The following is a 15,943-nucleotide window of genomic DNA, read 5'->3' on the forward strand; positions in this document are numbered from 1 at the left end:
TGTTTTTTTGAACAGACTATCTAATCCTCTTTCCTGATAAAAGAGTGGGTGATTGAATAGCAAAAGTGATAAAGAGTTTTATTCTATCATTTCAACGTTCTTTCATTCAATAATTATTAAAAGTATTTGCAATGATTGATCCGTTTTCTACTGAAGAAGAACAACCCAAAAAAGGACCAAGTCCGTTATTGAGTCTTGAAGCCGATCTTAAAATTTACAGAGAGCCGATAAGGGAAGTGGCCGAAGAAATTTTGCGTGAACAGTTTTCACGTTATCCGATTTTTGTGGCTCACCAACATGAAGTAAAGTTGGGTGAATTGATCCTTGATAAAAGCGAATTGAAAACCAATTGGAGTATTCAGGCTTCCACTCTGGAAGAGTTTGTGGAGAAAGGAATTATTCAGCGTGAACGTCAGGAGCTTTTTGAAAATAATTATAAAGATCCCAAACAGTTTATGTGCCTGTTTGTAGTTGTTCCTGAAGGGGCAAATTTTGTGTTTTATCCTTATTAGGAGTATTGAGATGTGGGTATTGAGTAACTGAGATAAAAAGAAAAACGTAGATAACTTGCTTTATCCTTCATCTTTGCTCTTTCTTCCATTTAACTTATTACTTTTAACTTTTAACTTTCCCTAATGGAACGTATTAAAATTTTAGATAAAAAACAGATCCAGCAAAAAATCGATCGTATTGCTTTTCAAATTTTGGAAGACAACTTCGATGAACAAGAAATCATTTTGGCTGGCATTGTCCCGCGCGGAAATAAGCTGGCCCAAAGATTAAAAAAGGTCATCGAAAAAATTTCTGATCTGAAAGTATCGGTTTTAAAGATTGAACTGGATAAAGAAAGCAGTTCATTGGTTGGAAAAACGGATATTCCGGTTGATCAATGCATGAATAAAGTTATTATCGTTGTTGATGATGTGTTGAATTCAGGTCGAACCTTGGTGTATGGTTTGGGCTTGTTCCTAAACATTCCTACCAAAAAAGTGCGCACAGTGGTATTGGTTGACAGGAGTCATAAGTTATTTCCAATTCATACTGATTTTGTCGGTATCGAACTTTCTACTGTTTCACAGGAGCATGTAACCGTAGTGCTCGATAATGAAGGGCAAGACGATGCTGCGTATTTAGAATAACTCTCTTTGTCGTGCTGAGGAACGAAGCATCTCGCTAATCTTTTGGAGATCTCTCGTTCCTCGGGATGAAAGTCTTGTTTCAAATTACAATCAATTTTTATGAAGAATTATAATTTTACTGCAACCGAGCGTTTTTTACGTTATGTTCAAATCGATACTCAATCTGATCCACATTCAGAAGCTTCTCCTACAACAGAAAAGCAGAAGAACTTAGGAAAAGTTCTTGTTGAAGAGTTACAGGCAATGGGGATTGCTGATGCTCATTTAGATGACTTTGGCTACGTGTACGCCACCATTCCTGCTACCACGGATAAAAAGGTGCCTGTAATTTGTTTCTGTTCACATATGGATACTTCTCCTGATTGCAGTGGCGAAGGTGTAAAGCCTATCGTTCATGAAAATTACCAGGGGCAAGATCTGGTTTTGCCTGATGATCATTCGCAAATAATCCGCATGGCTGATCACGTTGATTTAGCTGCACAGATTGGAAACGATATTATTACAGCAAGCGGAACCACTTTGTTGGGCGCAGATAACAAGGCGGGTGTAGCAGAAATCATGGATGCTGCTCATTACTTGATCAATAATCCACAAATAAAACACGGTACAATCCGTATTTTATTTACTCCTGATGAAGAAGTAGGTAAAGGAGTCAATAATGTGGATATGAAAAAACTAGGCGCTGATTTTGGTTATACGATCGATGGAGAAACATTGGGCGCTATTGAAAATGAAACGTTTTCTGCCGATGGAGTAACAATCGTAATTAAGGGCGTGAGTTCTCATCCGGGTTTTGCGAAAGGCAAAATGGAAAGTGCTATTAAAATTGCTGCTGAAATCGTTGCCAATCTTCCTACTGATACACTTTCTCCTGAAACCACTGAAGGCAAAGAAGGCTTCATTCATCCTGTAGAAATAAAAGGAATTGTTGAAGAAGCTACGGTTTCCTTTATCATTCGTAATCATGATGAAGAGAAATTGAAAGATCACGAGGATGTTTTAAAAGCAATCGCGGATGAGGTGATTAAGAAATATCCTTTTTCAACGTATGAGTTCAAGGTGCAACAGCAATACCGAAACTTCAAAAAAGTGTTGGATCAATATCCACAAATTGTTGAATTTGCATTAGAAGCTATTAAACGTAGTGGAGTAGAACCAAAATTGCAGAGTATTCGTGGAGGAACCGATGGGTCACGTTTATCATACATGGGTTTGCCTTGTCCTAATATTTTTGCCGGTGAGCATGCTTTTCACTCTAAACACGAATGGGTTTCAGTGCAAGACATGAATAAAGCCGTGGAAACAATTGTGAATTTGGCGCAAATCTGGGAAGAGAAAAGCTAGATAGCAGTCAATAGTTTATTGACCAATTGTTCGCTGTTTTAATGCATTGCTCCGATCTTGAGATCGGGTAATAAAAATAAAAGGCTTTGTTGATCATCTCAACAAAGCCTTTTTAATAAGGTTTATGCGTACTAAAAATTAAAAACGCTCAAACTGCGAGAAGAAGAAATTGCCTTCAATGTTAGCGTTCTCGTTTGAATCAGAACCGTGAATTGCGTTCGCATCAATTGATTTAGCGAAATCAGCACGGATAGTACCTGCATCCGCTTTTGAAGGATCAGTAGCACCAATAAAGGTACGGAAATCTTCAACTGCGTTATCTTTTTCTAAAATTGCAGCTACGATTGGACCCGAAGACATGAAGTTTACTAATTCACCATAGAAAGGACGTTCTTTATGAATTTCGTAAAACTTGCCAGCAATATCAGCAGAAAGTGTAGTGTATTTCATTGCCACAATTTTGTAGCCGCCTTTAATAATACGGTCTAAAATAGCGCCTGCATGCCCGTTTGCAACTGCATCAGGCTTAATCATTGTGAAAGTTCTGTTAGTAACCATTTCGTTTCAAAATTTGGCGCAAAGATACTTTTTTAAAAGTATTTATGGTAGTCTCAAGAAAAAGCATTTTCTTGCAGTCTATTTAAAAATATCATGCGTTCAAAATTATGTATAGCCTTAACGGCTTTGGCAATTATTACGTGCTCCTTTGATGAGGGCTTTATGAAAACAGCACGTGGTCTCTTCTATAAAATTCATACCACAACTCCTGGTAGTATAAAAATCAAGGAAGGCGATTATGTGAAGTTTAATTTGACTTATAAAACCGATAAGGATTCAATTTTAAACAGTACAAAGCCAAATGAGCCGGCAGCGGCAATTGTAAAACTTGATACCGTAATGGATCGTGCAAAAGTAATGGACGCACTCCTTTTGTTATCAAAGGGCGACAGTGCAACTTTTAAAGTAAGTGCCGATGATTTATTCCGTGGTGCACCTGAAGGAACTCCTCGCCCTGATTTTTTACAATCAGGACGTTTTATGGTTTATACGGTGAAAGTTGTGGATGTTAAAACTCCTCAGCAATTGGAAGCCGAACGTAAAGCAAATGCGGCTAAGCTTAAACTAACTCAAGATAATGCCATCGCAAAATATGCAGCCGCTCATAAATTAAAATTATTGACTACACCATCAGGATTGCGTTATGCCATTACCTTGAAATCTTTAAAAGGAACAACTCCTAAAGCAGGTGATACAGTTAAAGTTCATTACACGGGTAAATTTCTTGATGACAAAAAGTTCGACGCATCCTATGATCGTAATGAACCAATCGAATTTCCACTTGGCCAAAAATATGTTATTGCCGGTTGGGACGAAGGTTTACGTTTCGTTAAAAAAGGTGAAAAGGCTGTATTGGTAATTCCTTCGGCACTTGCTTATGGAGAGCGAGGAAGACCTGGCATTCCAGAAAATAGTGTGTTGGTGTTTAACATAGAAATGGTTGATATAAAAGCGAATAAATCTGCAATTACTGAAGTGAAAAAAAAGAAATAGATTTTAAAAAGAAGTAAGACGTCACAAAGCTGAATCGTCTATGTTTTTTTCTATCATTCTATTATGATCCGTTTGGTATATTCCATGGGGTCACTTGAAAAAACTAAGTATTGGTTAAAATTTGCTCTTGATTGTAATATATTGATGAAAGTAGATATGCCGAATTTCTCAAGAAACTGGATGAGATAGGAGGCAAGCTGTATAAACTACATACTAATTGGAAATCGAAATAATGATAAAGTCTAAGGTTAGAGGTCGTAAGAAAAAACTGACATCTTATTTCCTACATCTTACTTCTGTTCTTAATTCTCATATCAAATAGCTATTTTCGCAGCTTGTTATTAGATCAGATGCAGCCGATTACGTCCATTAAACCTATTCTTGAGTCGCCTAAACAGATTGTTATCACTACTCATCATAAGCCTGATGGGGATGCTATGGGTTCTTCATTAGGGTTATATCATTATTTGCTGTTGAAAGGCCACAATGTACACGTAATTACGCCTAGTGATTATCCTTTTTTTTTACATTGGATGCCGGGCAATGGTGAAGTGATTGTATTTACTGATCACGAGGATCGCTCAAAAGAATTGATTGATAAAGCTGATTTGGTTTTTTGTCTGGATTTTAACGGACTTAAACGTATCAATAAGTTAGGAGAGATCGTAGCGGCATCTAATGCGAAAAAAGTGATGATCGACCATCACTTAGAACCGGAAGGTTTTGATGACTATCGCTTATGGAATGCCGAAGCTTGTGCGGCATCCGAACTGGTATATGAGTTCATTGAATTAATGGGAGACAGATCGTTGTTGAATAAAAATATTGCCAGCTGTTTGTACGCCGGTATTATGACTGATTCAGGGTCGTTTCGATTTCCTTCGGTAAGCGCGCGCTTGCATCGCATCGTGGCCGATTTAATTGAAGCAGGTGCTGATAATGCGCGAATTTATGAATTGGTATACGATACTCATTCTGAAACACGTTTGCGTTTTTTGGGATATTGTTTAAAAGATAAATTGCAAGTATTTCCTGAATATCGTACCGCACTCATTTCACTAAGCAAAAAGGATCTTATTGATTATAATGTAGGTTCAGGTGATTCGGAAGGCATTGTTAACTATGCTCTTTCTATCAACAATATAAAATTTGCAGTCATTGCAATTGATCGCACTGAAATGATAAAGATGTCTTTTCGTTCTAAGGGTGAATTTCCTGCGAATGAAGTGGCTAAAAAATACTTTGAAGGTGGTGGACACCACAATGCTGCAGGTGGACAATCTTCACTCAGTTTGGAAGAAACCGTGAATAAGTTCATGAGCATTCTTCCTGAATATAAAGAACTATTAACTATTTAGAATAAATCGATTTAAATAAAAATGAAAGCAAAAATTGCAATTTTAGGTTTGGCCATTGCAGGTACTCTAGCATCCTGCAATAAAGGTGGTTTTAAAAAAAGTGATGTGGGTTTTATGTACAATATCCACACCGACGCTAACGGCGAAAAAATTAAAGAAGGTGATTTCGTGAAGTTCAACATGATCTTCAAAACTGATAAGGATTCTGTTTTACAGAGTTCATACCAAATGAAGCGTCCTTTTGAAGTATTAGTTAAAATTGATACTGCGATGGACAAAGAGCATGTAATGAGTGCTTTAACAATGTTGGGTAAAGGTGATAGTGCTACTTTTAAAATCAGTACTGACGATTTGTTTAAAGGTGCTCCAGAAGGTGCTCGCCCTAAGTTTTTGCCTAAAGGTAGTTCTTTATTGTACACCATTAAAGTTGAAGATGTAAAATCTAAGGCACAGATGGAAACTGAATTCAAAGCAAAACGTGATAAACAAAATGCTATTGATAAAGCTCCAATTGATGCATACGTTGCAGCAAAAAAATTAAACGTAACCACTACTGCTTCTGGTCTTCGTTATGTAATTACAACTCCAGGTGCTGGTGACCAAATTAAAGATGGTGATACAGTTATTGCTCACTACTCGGGTACTTTATTAAATGGAACTAAGTTTGATTCTTCATACGATCGTAAAGAACCGGCTACATTCTTAATTAATGAGCATGCAGTTATTCCAGGTTTCTATGAGTCGTTGAAATTGCTCAAAAAAGGAGATAAAGGTGTGTTCATCATTCCATCTGCTTTAGCTTACGCTGAACAAGGAGCAGGAACTATCCCTCCTAATAGCCCATTGGTATTCGAACTTGAAGTGATTGATGTCAAAGCAAAAAAATAAAGAAATTTAAAAACTGCGGATGTCAAAACCATCCGCAGTTTTTATTTAGTTAAATGCCCTTGTCTTGGTTTTTGGCTCTTTTGTCTAAATAATGATACTTACCGATACCCATACCCACCAGTATTACGCACCTGAAGATCCGTTGGAACGTGAAAAAGCAATTCAACGTGCCTTTACGAATGGTGTAACACGTCTCTTCCTCCCCAACGTTGATAGTGAAACAATACAGCAAGTTTATACGCTGGCTGATCAGTATCCTGACAACTGTTTCCCAATGATGGGGCTACATCCATGTTCAGTTAAGGAGAATTTTGAAGAAGAACTTGCAACGATTTATAATGCAATGCAAGGAAGAAAGATTTGGGCCATTGGGGAAATTGGCATTGACCTTTATTGGGATAAAACATTTTTAGTACAACAGCAACAAGCCTTTCGAATTCAAATTGAATGGGCTAAAAAAATGGATCTTCCTATTGTTATCCATTGTCGCGAGTCGTACAATGAAATTGTTACAATTTTGCATGAATTAAAAGACCCGAAGCTTCGTGGTATTTTTCATTGTTTTGGAGGAACCCTTGAACAAGCACAAGAAGTAATTGAGCTTGGCTTTCACCTTGGTATTGGAGGCGTGGTAACGTATAAAAATTCGGGGTTGGATAAAGTGGTGGGACAGATCGAATTGAAACACATCGTGCTTGAAACAGATGCCCCTTACCTAACACCTGTTCCATTCCGGGGTAAATCGAATGAGAGCAGCTATTTGACTTATATTGCTGAAAAAATTGCCGATTTACATCGCATACCGGTTGAAGAACTCGCTGCTATTACTACTGCTAACTCAAAAGTTGTTTTTGGAGTTTAATAGACATTGACGTTTATTTGTAAACCAGTTGATTTAACCTCATGACCAATATTTTAATTATCTATACCGGTGGTACCATTGGAATGGTGAACGACCCTAAAACGGGTGTGTTAAAGCCTTTCAATTTTTCAAATATCACCAGTAATGTTCCTGAGCTCAAAAGGCTCAACTATAATTTCGCCGTTCACTCTTTTAATCCCACGCTCGATTCATCAAATATGACTCCTGAGATTTGGGTTGAATTGGCCATTATTATAGAAGATAATTATAATAAATACGATGGTTTTGTAGTTTTGCACGGCTCAGATACAATGTCTTATTCGGCATCTGCATTAAGTTTTGCGCTGGAAAATTTAGGCAAGCCGGTAGTTTTTACGGGGTCACAATTGCCAATTGGAGAGATTCGGACTGACGCAAAAGAAAATCTACTTACAGCATTAGAAATAGCCGCTGCTAAAGATCAGAATGGAAAAGCTATGGTGCCGGAAGTATGTGTCTATTTTGATTACATGCTCTACCGAGGCAATCGTTCAAGCAAAGTAAATTCTGATAAATTCGAGGCTTTTTTCTCGACCAATTATACTCCGCTTGCTGAGGCTGGTGTGCAAATTAAATTCAACGAAAAATACATTCTTCCTCATTCTGAAAATCCATTAAAAGTTTATAAGTATTTCGACACTTCAGTTGGTTCAATTAAACTTTTTCCCGGCATGGATCATAAGTTTGTAAGCGCGGTAACAAATACTCCGGGTTTGCGAGCTATTGTATTGGAAGCTTTTGGCTCTGGCAATGCCAGTACTAACCCTCAATTTTTGGCTATTTTAAAAGAAGCTATCGATCGTGGAATTATCATTCTTGATATTTCCCAATGTAATGGAGGAACTGTTGATCTCGGTCATTATGAAACCAGTAGTCATTTAACTCAAATGGGCGTATTAAGTGGTTATGACCTTACTTTTGAATCAGCTATCACTAAATTAATGTTCATTTTAGGATTAAATCTGCCTATTGAGGAACAAAAAAAGATGATTGAAACTTCATTACGAGGAGAACTTACTAAACTCAACGGACAAGTCTAGTGAATGTACGTTGTACAGCTCATGCATTCGGATTATATTTGCAATCGCAAAACGAATTTGGATATTCTAAAATAATACATTATATCTACGGAAAAATTAAGAAGCAGCCCGGCTCAGGGATAAAACATAGCTCAACTGAATGCCTACTTTAGACGAAATTAAACACCCTATAGCTACTGAAATTGATCTTTTTGAAGAAAAATTCAAAGACTCAATGCAAAGTTCGGTGCCGCTGCTCGACAGAATTACCCATTATATTTACAAGCGTAAGGGCAAGCAAATGCGCCCGATGTTTGTGTTCTTTGCCGCTAAGGTATGTGGTGGAATTACCGAATCAACTCATCGTGGAGCTGCATTGGTTGAGCTCTTGCATACGGCTACACTCGTTCATGATGATGTGGTCGATGATGCGCATGAACGCCGCGGGTTCTTCTCTGTAAATGCACTTTGGAAAAATAAAATAGCGGTGCTGGTGGGCGATTTTCTGCTATCAAAAGGGCTAATGCTTTCGGTAGAACATAAGGAATACCGGCAGCTTGAAATTGTTTCCAATGCCGTACGTGAAATGAGTGAAGGAGAATTGCTGCAGGTTGAAAAAGCACGGCGGATGGATATCGATGAGGCTGTTTATTTTGAAGTAATTCGTCAGAAGACAGCATCTCTTATTGCTTCTTGCTGTGCATGTGGAGCGGCTTCGGCCGGAGCTTCAGATGAAATAGTGGAAAAGATGCGTTTGTTCGGTGAAAAGATCGGGATTGCTTTTCAGATTAAGGACGATATGTTCGATTTTGGTATTGATGATGTAGGTAAACCTCGCGGTATCGATATTAAGGAAAAGAAAGTAACACTCCCGTTAATTTATGCATTAAAAAATACGGATAAGGCTGAGAAGCGTCGTATGATGAATTTGGTCAAAAATCATAACGAAGATCCTGCTAAAATTCAGGAAATCATCAAGTTTGTTAAAACCACCGGTGGACTGGAATTAGCCGAATCAACCATGTTGGGTTATCAGGATGAAGCTTTTGCCATACTTAATACCTTTCCTGATACCGAAGCCCGGCATTCTCTGGAGCAACTCGTGCGCTACACTACTGAAAGAAAGAAATAAGTTGATAGTTCATGATTAATAATGGTAGACCATGAGCATCAAAAAATATTGTAATAACGATTAACTCGTAACTAATTAACCCAATAACCCAAAATGACAAACGAAAATTTATTTTTTGCTGGATTTCTACTCTTCATCGTTATTATGTTAGCGCTTGACTTGGGGATTTTCAATAAAAAAGAAAAAGTGGTTTCGTTAAAAGAGGCAGGGGTAATGAGCTTAATATGGGTTTCATTTGCATTTGGCTTTTATTTTCTACTTACTCAACGCGGAGAAATGATTCATGGAATTGACAGCTTTGAGAGCTTAAGAGAAATTATAGCAGCCCATAAACATAACATCACGCTAATTCCGAATGATTTTGATGCCAGTTTAGGTATCTATCGAAAAAACCTTGGTTTGGAGTTTTTAACAGGATACGTTGTTGAATATGCATTATCAGTCGATAATATTTTTGTAATAGTTCTGATTTTATCTGCTTTTGGAGTAGAGCAGAGGTACTACCACCGTGTATTATTTTGGGGAATATTAGGTGCCATCATCATGCGCTTTCTATTCATTTTCATTGGTGCAACCTTGATTAGTCAGTTCAATTGGATCCTATACCTCTTCGGTGGCTTTTTGGTTTACACAGGTGTCATGATGTTTGTTAATCGGAATGAAGATGAGAGAATTGATACTGAAAATCATCGAGTCGTAAAATGGGCATCCAAAATATTTGCCGTTTGGCCTAATTATGAAGGTAAAAAATTCTTTGTAAAGAAGCAGGGAAAGAATTTGATTACGCCGCTTTTCATCGTGTTGTTGGTCATTGAGTTTACCGACCTTATTTTTGCTGTCGATTCAATTCCGGCAATTTTTGCAGTCACGAAAGATCCTTATATTGTTTTTTTCTCGAACATTTTCGCCATACTTGGCTTGCGTTCCATGTTCTTCTTGCTGGTTAATATCATACATAAATTCCACTACCTCAAAGTTGGTTTGTCGGTATTGCTCATCTTTATCGGTGTTAAAATGTTGGCGCACGATTTTCTTGCCAACATAGGATTTACTACATCGCATTCACTCATCATTATTGTCAGTATTTTGGTAATAAGTGTTACAGCCTCCCTACTTTTTCCTAAAAAAGAAGAACACGCCTCATAATTTTTTTCGATAGAATTCGGGCTTATCCTCTTTTAACCTGCTTTTCTGTAATACAGCAGGATTCTGCTTGCTCAAAAATTGTTGAAATAAGCCTAAATAGCTATCTTTAAGGCCTTTTAGTAATTTTTATATGATAACAACAGATAATAAATATTCCGCGGCCGATTTAATGAAATTGGAAGACAAGTTTGGTGCACACAATTACCATCCGCTTCCTGTAGTGTTAGAAAAAGGAGATGGCGTGTATGTATGGGACGTTGATGGTTGCCGGTATTATGATTTTCTGTCTGCTTATTCTGCTGTTAATCAAGGGCATTGTCATTCAAGGATCATCTCCGCATTGGTTGAACAGGCTCAGAAACTTACGCTTACTTCTCGTGCTTTTTATAACAACACCTTGGGTGAATATGAAAAGTTTGTAACGGGTTACTTTGGTTTCGAGAAGGTATTGCCAATGAATACCGGTGCTGAAGCCGTTGAAACTGCTATAAAAATTTGCCGTAAATGGGGTTATGAAAAAAAAGGACTGCCTGAAAACTCAGCACAAATTATAGTGTGTGAACAAAATTTCCATGGCCGCACTACCACCATTGTTTCTTTTTCAAGTGATGAGGGGGCGAATAAAAATTTTGGACCTTACCCTTTGGGCTTTATCCGCATTCCATATAATGATATTAATGCTTTGGAAGAAGTATTAAAGCACCCAAATGTTGCGGGCTTCCTTGTTGAGCCCATTCAAGGTGAAGCAGGCGTATTTGTTCCTGATGAAGGTTATTTAGCCAAAGCTGCTGAATTATGTAAAGCCAACAATGTGTTGCTCATTGCTGATGAAGTGCAAACCGGCATTGCTCGTACAGGCAAACTTTTAGCCTGCGATCATGAAAATGTACGTCCTGATATTTTAATCTTGGGAAAAGCAATTTCAGGAGGAGTGATTCCAGTTTCGGCGGTGTTCTGCGATAATCACATTATGGAGGTAATCACTCCGGGAACGCATGGTTCCACTTTTGGAGGAAATCCATTAGCCAACAAAGTAGCGATTGCAGCACTTGAGGTAATTGCCGATGAAAAATTGGCTGAAAATGCTGAGCGTTTAGGTGAAATTTTCCGCGCTGAAATACAAAAACTTATAGATGAAACCGAGTTGTTGGTACTAGTACGTGGTAAAGGGTTGCTGAATGCAATTGTAGTGAATGATACTGAAGATAGCTCTACTGCCTGGGATTTATGTGTGAAGTTGAAAGAAAATGGATTGCTCGCCAAACCAACTCATGGTAACATCATTCGCTTTGCGCCACCTTTGGTAATGAACGAAGAACAACTTATGGATTGCGTTGCCATTATTCGCAAAACGGTATTGGCGTTTAAAAAATAAGATTGTTCGATTTTATATTAAGCCTCGGAGACCCTTCGAGGCTTTTTTGCTTTGAAATGGGCACTGCTTAATTTGTGTCATCAGGGTGAAAGAAATTTTCCTAAATTCGGAACCATTAATTATTCGAATGATTTCATACATCCTAAATAAGGTGTTTTACGGTTTGTTGGTACTTTTTGGAATCGTAGTAACCGTGTTTTTTCTGTTTAATGTGTTGCCAGGCGATCCGGCTCGTATGACGCAAGGTCAGCGTTCTGATGTGCAATCACTAGAGGCGGTGCGTAAAGAATTGGGACTAGATAAACCTCTTTCTGTTCAGTTTGTACTTTTTGTAAATGATATTTCTCCTATCGGGATTCATGAGGCTGATTCAGCTTTACAGGCAAAGTATCACTTTTCAAAGTTATTTCCGGTTGGGACCAACAAGGTGTTAGCATTGAAATGGCCATATCTTCGCCGATCGTATCAAACTAAAAGAGACGTTGCTGATATTCTGGCAGAAACCATTCCTAATACGTTGGTACTTGCCGTTACTGCGATGATCTTCGCTACAGTAATTGGAATTACGCTCGGCGTGATTTCAGCTATAAAAAAGGATACCTGGATTGATAAAGGGTCAATTGCCTTTTCAATCATAGGTATTTCAGCACCTTCATTTTTTGCGGGTATTCTCATTGCATGGCTTTTTGGTTTTGTATTAAGTAGATATACCGGGCTCAATATGTCGGGTAGCCTGCATAATTACGATCCTTTTAAAGGAGAAGTGCTGACAATGAAAAACCTGATACTGCCCATGATTACCTTGGGCTTACGTCCACTTGCCATCATCGTGCAGCTTACACGTAGCAGCATGCTCGAGGTGCTTTCGCAAGATTATATTCGTACGGCCCGCGCTAAAGGGTTGAGTAATTATTCAGTAGTATGGAAGCATGCTTTGCGCAATGCTTTAAATCCGGTAGTAACGGCGGTTTCTGGCTGGTTTGCATCGCTTATGGCCGGTTCTTTTTTTGTTGAATATATTTTTGGCTATAACGGACTCGGCAAAGCCACCGTGGATGCATTAGGTTTGTCGGACTTCCCGGTTGTAATGGGTTCAATCCTGTTTTGTGGGTTCATCTTCGTGTTAACTAATATTTTGGTTGATGTACTTTATGGTGTATTAGATCCGAGGGTAAGAGTGAGGTAGTCTTTGAGTCGGTAGTCCTGAGTCTTGCGTAAGGAGTAAGATGAGATTAAACGAACTGAGGACTGATTGTTAAGGACTGTGTACTTTTTTTGATAATTTTAACAATAAACAATGCGAATTTTCCTCATTGGCTTCATGGGTGTTGGTAAAACAACTTTCGGTAAACGATTAGCCAAACGCTTAGCGGTTCCTTTTATTGATCTCGATCATCTTATCGAAGAACATACTGGTGGGTCGGTAGCTGATTATTTTGCCACTCATGGAGAAGATGCTTTTCGTTTGTTGGAGAAGGAGATTTTGCAACAAACCAATTTTCCCGAAAATGCGGTTATTTCAACCGGAGGGGGAGCTCCTTGTTTTTTTGATAACATGGATTGGATGAACGCGCAAGGCAAAACCATTTATATACAAATGCCGGCAACAGCAATCGCTGATCGACTTAAAAACGCCAAAGAAGAGCGTCCCTTAATAAAAGGATTAAAAGGAGAGTCCTTGATTAATTTTATTGAAGAACGTCTGCTTGCTCGTGAGCTACACTATAAAAAAGCTCATTTAACATTAAACGGGCATAATCTTAATCCTGAGAATGTAGTTGAGCTATTGTGACGTCTCGCGGAGCGGAGTCGAATCGCCTTTTTGTACCTTCGGTAAGGCTTACTATACTTATAACTCATAACCAATTGCTAGGTAACTATTAACCATTACTAATGACTGAAGCCGCAGCCGTACTTAAAGAATATTTCGGGTATGATCAATTTCGCCCATTACAGAGCGATATTGTCCGGTCCATTCTTGAACAAAAAGATGCCTTGGTTCTTATGCCAACGGGAGGCGGAAAATCCATTTGTTTTCAGGTGCCAGCTTTGTTATTTGAGGGTATGACAGTGGTTGTATCTCCTTTAATTTCTTTAATGAAAGATCAGGTAGATGCATTGCGCGCAAATGGTATTAAAGCAGAATTTCTGAATAGTAGCTTGAGTGCTGAGGAAGAAGAGGCAATTGTAGATAGATGCCTAGGTTCAGAAATTAAATTGTTATACGTTTCTCCTGAGCGCTTACTGAGTTCTCTTTCCATATTGGCCCAATTCAATATAAAGCTTTTTGCCATTGACGAGGCACACTGTATTTCGTCATGGGGCCATGATTTTCGTCCTGAATATACGCAGCTCAAAGTGTTGAAAGATCGCTTTCCGGGTGTCCCTGTGGTCGCGCTTACTGCAACGGCTGATAAAGTTACCCGTCGTGATATAATTAACCAGCTTAATCTTAATAATCCCGAAGTTTTCATTGCCTCTTTTGATCGTCCGAATTTGAGTCTGACCGTTCGGACGGGCTTAAAAACCAAGCAGAAAGATCAAGAGATTCTGGATTTTATAAACGACAGAGCGGATCAATCGGGTATCATTTATTGTTTGAGCCGTAAAACTACTAAGGAACTTGCTCAGAAACTAATCAGCCAGGGAGTTGAAGCCGTTTGTTACCATGCGGGCTTGAGTGCCGAAGAAAGAAGCAAAACCCAGGATGATTTCATTAACGATCGCGTTCAGATTGTTTGCGCCACTGTTGCTTTTGGCATGGGCATCGATAAATCAAACGTACGCTGGGTAATTCATTATAATCTGCCAAAAAATATTGAAGGTTATTACCAGGAAATCGGTCGTGCGGGCCGTGATGGTTTGAATAGCGATACCATACTTTTTTACAGCCTTAGCGATTTGGTGTTGCTTACCCAATTTGCTGAACAAGGCCAATTACGGGAAATCAATCTCGAGAAGCTGAAGCGTATGCAACAGTTTGCCGAAGCGGATATCTGCAGAAGAAAAATCCTGATTAATTATTTCGGAGAGTCTTTAGAAGAAAACTGCGGTAATTGTGATGTATGTCATAATCCTCGCAAGCATTTTAACGGGACCGTTTTGGTTCAGAAGGCACTTTCGGCTTTGTTGCGCATGGATGAAAAAGTGGGCACTATCATGTTAATTGATGTGCTGCGCGGATCTGAAAAGGCTGAAATTTTAGAAAGAGGGTTCGATAAAATAAAAACCTACGGTGCAGGCAGTGATATGAGCGCGTACGATTGGCAAGGCTACATCATGCAAATGCTGAATCAGGGCTTTATGGAGATGGCTTATGATGAGGGTTTTTCGTTGAAAGTAACTGATTTGGGTAAGGAAATACTTTTTGGTAAGAAGATTGCCAATCTCGTTTATCCTCAGCCTAAAGAAATTAAAGTTAAGCGAGCTGCTAGAATTGATATTGACGACGACGAGCCTGTTCCACGCAATTCGAAAGCTAAACTGTTTGATTCGCTGCGTAAACTTCGTCGTGAAATCGCGGAGGCAGAAGGTGTTCCGGCTTATGTAATCTTTAACGATGCCACCCTGCAAGAGATGGCTCAGGAAAAACCAAATACACCTGCCGGAATGTTGGCTATTTCAGGCGTCGGTCAGCATAAATACGATAAATATGGTGAAGCATTTCTAAGTCTCATCAGCTCCTCATATAAAACGCCAAAGCAAAAAGGCAATACACACAAAGAAACGCTGGAGCTGATTAAACAAGGCTTTTCTCCTGATGAAATAGCCGTGCGCAGAGAATTAAGCTCAACAACGGTATACTCGCATATTGCCCATTTGTATCAAACGGGAGAAGATATTTCATTAGAAAAATTTGTTAGCCTAGAAGAGATTGAGCGAATACGAAAAGCTAAAACAGCAATCGGTCCAACCGATAAACTGAAAGATTACTTCGAGCATCTGAACGGCGAAATTGATTATTTTAAGATCAGATTGGCGTTGGCGTATTTGAGTAGGGAGTAGCAAGTCGAACGAGAGTCGAGGAGTAATTTTATTAATCTTTGAATAAAAGACAAAACTATGTTATTGGAAACTATTCAAATGCCCT

15 protein-coding genes are annotated in these 15,943 nt (G+C 38.7%); 14 read left to right on the forward strand and 1 reads right to left on the reverse strand.

Annotated features, from left to right (window positions below):
- Window positions 1-131: 131 nt before the first annotated feature.
- The 3 genes from FN756_RS07725 to pepT all read left to right on the forward strand — a co-directional run bounded on the left by FN756_RS07725 (window position 132) and on the right by pepT (window position 2,483).
- A complete protein-coding gene (locus FN756_RS07725) occupies window positions 132-512 on the forward strand; it encodes a hypothetical protein (RefSeq protein WP_142603005.1) in 381 nt (126 codons plus the stop codon).
- A gap of 123 nt (window positions 513-635) precedes the next feature.
- A complete protein-coding gene (locus FN756_RS07730) occupies window positions 636-1,139 on the forward strand; it encodes a phosphoribosyltransferase family protein (RefSeq protein WP_142603007.1) in 504 nt (167 codons plus the stop codon).
- Between the two features lie 99 nt (window positions 1,140-1,238).
- Entirely contained in the window at window positions 1,239-2,483 is a 1,245-nt protein-coding gene (gene pepT, locus FN756_RS07735) for a peptidase T (protein WP_142603008.1), read from the forward strand.
- Window positions 2,484-2,621: 138 nt separating this feature from the next.
- Here pepT and FN756_RS07740 read toward each other — a convergent pair whose 3' ends face one another.
- Entirely contained in the window at window positions 2,622-3,041 is a 420-nt protein-coding gene (locus FN756_RS07740) for a nucleoside-diphosphate kinase (protein WP_142603010.1), read from the reverse strand.
- Window positions 3,042-3,134: 93 nt separating this feature from the next.
- Here FN756_RS07740 and FN756_RS07745 point away from each other — a divergent pair, with 93 nt between their 5' ends.
- The 11 genes from FN756_RS07745 (at window position 3,135) to recQ (ending at window position 15,858) form a co-directional block, all read left to right on the forward strand.
- Complete coding sequence (locus FN756_RS07745) at window positions 3,135-4,034, forward strand: FKBP-type peptidyl-prolyl cis-trans isomerase (RefSeq protein WP_142603011.1); 900 nt, start codon at window positions 3,135-3,137, stop codon at window positions 4,032-4,034.
- Between the two features lie 350 nt (window positions 4,035-4,384).
- The gene (locus FN756_RS07750; protein ID WP_142603013.1) at window positions 4,385-5,392 is read left to right on the forward strand and encodes a DHH family phosphoesterase; all 1,008 of its coding nucleotides are present in this window, start codon (window positions 4,385-4,387) and stop codon (window positions 5,390-5,392) included.
- A gap of 21 nt (window positions 5,393-5,413) precedes the next feature.
- Complete coding sequence (locus tag FN756_RS07755) at window positions 5,414-6,280, forward strand: FKBP-type peptidyl-prolyl cis-trans isomerase (RefSeq protein ID WP_142603015.1); 867 nt, start codon at window positions 5,414-5,416, stop codon at window positions 6,278-6,280.
- A gap of 91 nt (window positions 6,281-6,371) precedes the next feature.
- Window positions 6,372-7,142 (forward strand): TatD family hydrolase, encoded by a 771-nt coding sequence (locus FN756_RS07760; RefSeq protein ID WP_142603016.1) that lies wholly within the window; start codon window positions 6,372-6,374, stop codon window positions 7,140-7,142.
- 41 nt (window positions 7,143-7,183) lie between these two features.
- On the forward strand, window positions 7,184-8,221 hold the full coding sequence (locus FN756_RS07765) for an asparaginase (protein WP_142603018.1): 1,038 nt from the start codon (window positions 7,184-7,186) through the stop codon (window positions 8,219-8,221).
- Between the two features lie 139 nt (window positions 8,222-8,360).
- Complete coding sequence (locus FN756_RS07770) at window positions 8,361-9,332, forward strand: polyprenyl synthetase family protein (protein ID WP_142603020.1); 972 nt, start codon at window positions 8,361-8,363, stop codon at window positions 9,330-9,332.
- 93 nt (window positions 9,333-9,425) lie between these two features.
- The gene (locus tag FN756_RS07775; RefSeq protein ID WP_142603021.1) at window positions 9,426-10,478 is read left to right on the forward strand and encodes a TerC/Alx family metal homeostasis membrane protein; all 1,053 of its coding nucleotides are present in this window, start codon (window positions 9,426-9,428) and stop codon (window positions 10,476-10,478) included.
- Window positions 10,479-10,608: 130 nt separating this feature from the next.
- The gene (gene rocD, locus FN756_RS07780; RefSeq protein ID WP_142603023.1) at window positions 10,609-11,853 is read left to right on the forward strand and encodes an ornithine--oxo-acid transaminase; all 1,245 of its coding nucleotides are present in this window, start codon (window positions 10,609-10,611) and stop codon (window positions 11,851-11,853) included.
- 127 nt (window positions 11,854-11,980) lie between these two features.
- A complete protein-coding gene (locus tag FN756_RS07785) occupies window positions 11,981-13,039 on the forward strand; it encodes an ABC transporter permease (RefSeq protein WP_142603024.1) in 1,059 nt (352 codons plus the stop codon).
- A 111-nt stretch (window positions 13,040-13,150) separates the two neighbouring features.
- Window positions 13,151-13,645, forward strand: coding sequence for a shikimate kinase (locus FN756_RS07790; RefSeq protein WP_142603026.1), 495 nt, complete (start codon window positions 13,151-13,153; stop codon window positions 13,643-13,645).
- 101 nt (window positions 13,646-13,746) lie between these two features.
- Window positions 13,747-15,858, forward strand: a complete 2,112-nt coding sequence (gene recQ, locus FN756_RS07795) for a DNA helicase RecQ (protein ID WP_142603028.1) — start codon at window positions 13,747-13,749, stop codon at window positions 15,856-15,858.
- Window positions 15,859-15,943: the final 85 nt, after the last annotated feature.

The sequence above is a fragment of the Solitalea koreensis genome (assembly GCF_900182575.1).
In the GTDB taxonomy this organism is placed as follows: domain Bacteria; phylum Bacteroidota; class Bacteroidia; order Sphingobacteriales; family Sphingobacteriaceae; genus Solitalea; species Solitalea koreensis.

What these genes read in the sequence shown, in the direction of transcription:
- rocD (WP_142603023.1), top strand. Translation starts at nt 10,609, where the DNA reads ATGATAACAACAGATAATAAATATTCCGCGGCCGATTTAATGAAATTG.
- FN756_RS07740 (WP_142603010.1), bottom strand. Translation starts at nt 3,041, where the DNA reads ATGGTTACTAACAGAACTTTCACAATGATTAAGCCTGATGCAGTTGCA.
- pepT (WP_142603008.1), top strand. Translation starts at nt 1,239, where the DNA reads ATGAAGAATTATAATTTTACTGCAACCGAGCGTTTTTTACGTTATGTT.
- FN756_RS07770 (WP_142603020.1), top strand. Translation starts at nt 8,361, where the DNA reads ATGCCTACTTTAGACGAAATTAAACACCCTATAGCTACTGAAATTGAT.
- recQ (WP_142603028.1), top strand. Translation starts at nt 13,747, where the DNA reads ATGACTGAAGCCGCAGCCGTACTTAAAGAATATTTCGGGTATGATCAA.
- FN756_RS07755 (WP_142603015.1), top strand. Translation starts at nt 5,414, where the DNA reads ATGAAAGCAAAAATTGCAATTTTAGGTTTGGCCATTGCAGGTACTCTA.
- FN756_RS07730 (WP_142603007.1), top strand. Translation starts at nt 636, where the DNA reads ATGGAACGTATTAAAATTTTAGATAAAAAACAGATCCAGCAAAAAATC.
- FN756_RS07750 (WP_142603013.1), top strand. Translation starts at nt 4,385, where the DNA reads ATGCAGCCGATTACGTCCATTAAACCTATTCTTGAGTCGCCTAAACAG.
- FN756_RS07785 (WP_142603024.1), top strand. Translation starts at nt 11,981, where the DNA reads ATGATTTCATACATCCTAAATAAGGTGTTTTACGGTTTGTTGGTACTT.
- FN756_RS07725 (WP_142603005.1), top strand. Translation starts at nt 132, where the DNA reads ATGATTGATCCGTTTTCTACTGAAGAAGAACAACCCAAAAAAGGACCA.
- FN756_RS07790 (WP_142603026.1), top strand. Translation starts at nt 13,151, where the DNA reads ATGCGAATTTTCCTCATTGGCTTCATGGGTGTTGGTAAAACAACTTTC.
- FN756_RS07775 (WP_142603021.1), top strand. Translation starts at nt 9,426, where the DNA reads ATGACAAACGAAAATTTATTTTTTGCTGGATTTCTACTCTTCATCGTT.
- FN756_RS07760 (WP_142603016.1), top strand. Translation starts at nt 6,372, where the DNA reads ATGATACTTACCGATACCCATACCCACCAGTATTACGCACCTGAAGAT.
- FN756_RS07765 (WP_142603018.1), top strand. Translation starts at nt 7,184, where the DNA reads ATGACCAATATTTTAATTATCTATACCGGTGGTACCATTGGAATGGTG.
- FN756_RS07745 (WP_142603011.1), top strand. Translation starts at nt 3,135, where the DNA reads ATGCGTTCAAAATTATGTATAGCCTTAACGGCTTTGGCAATTATTACG.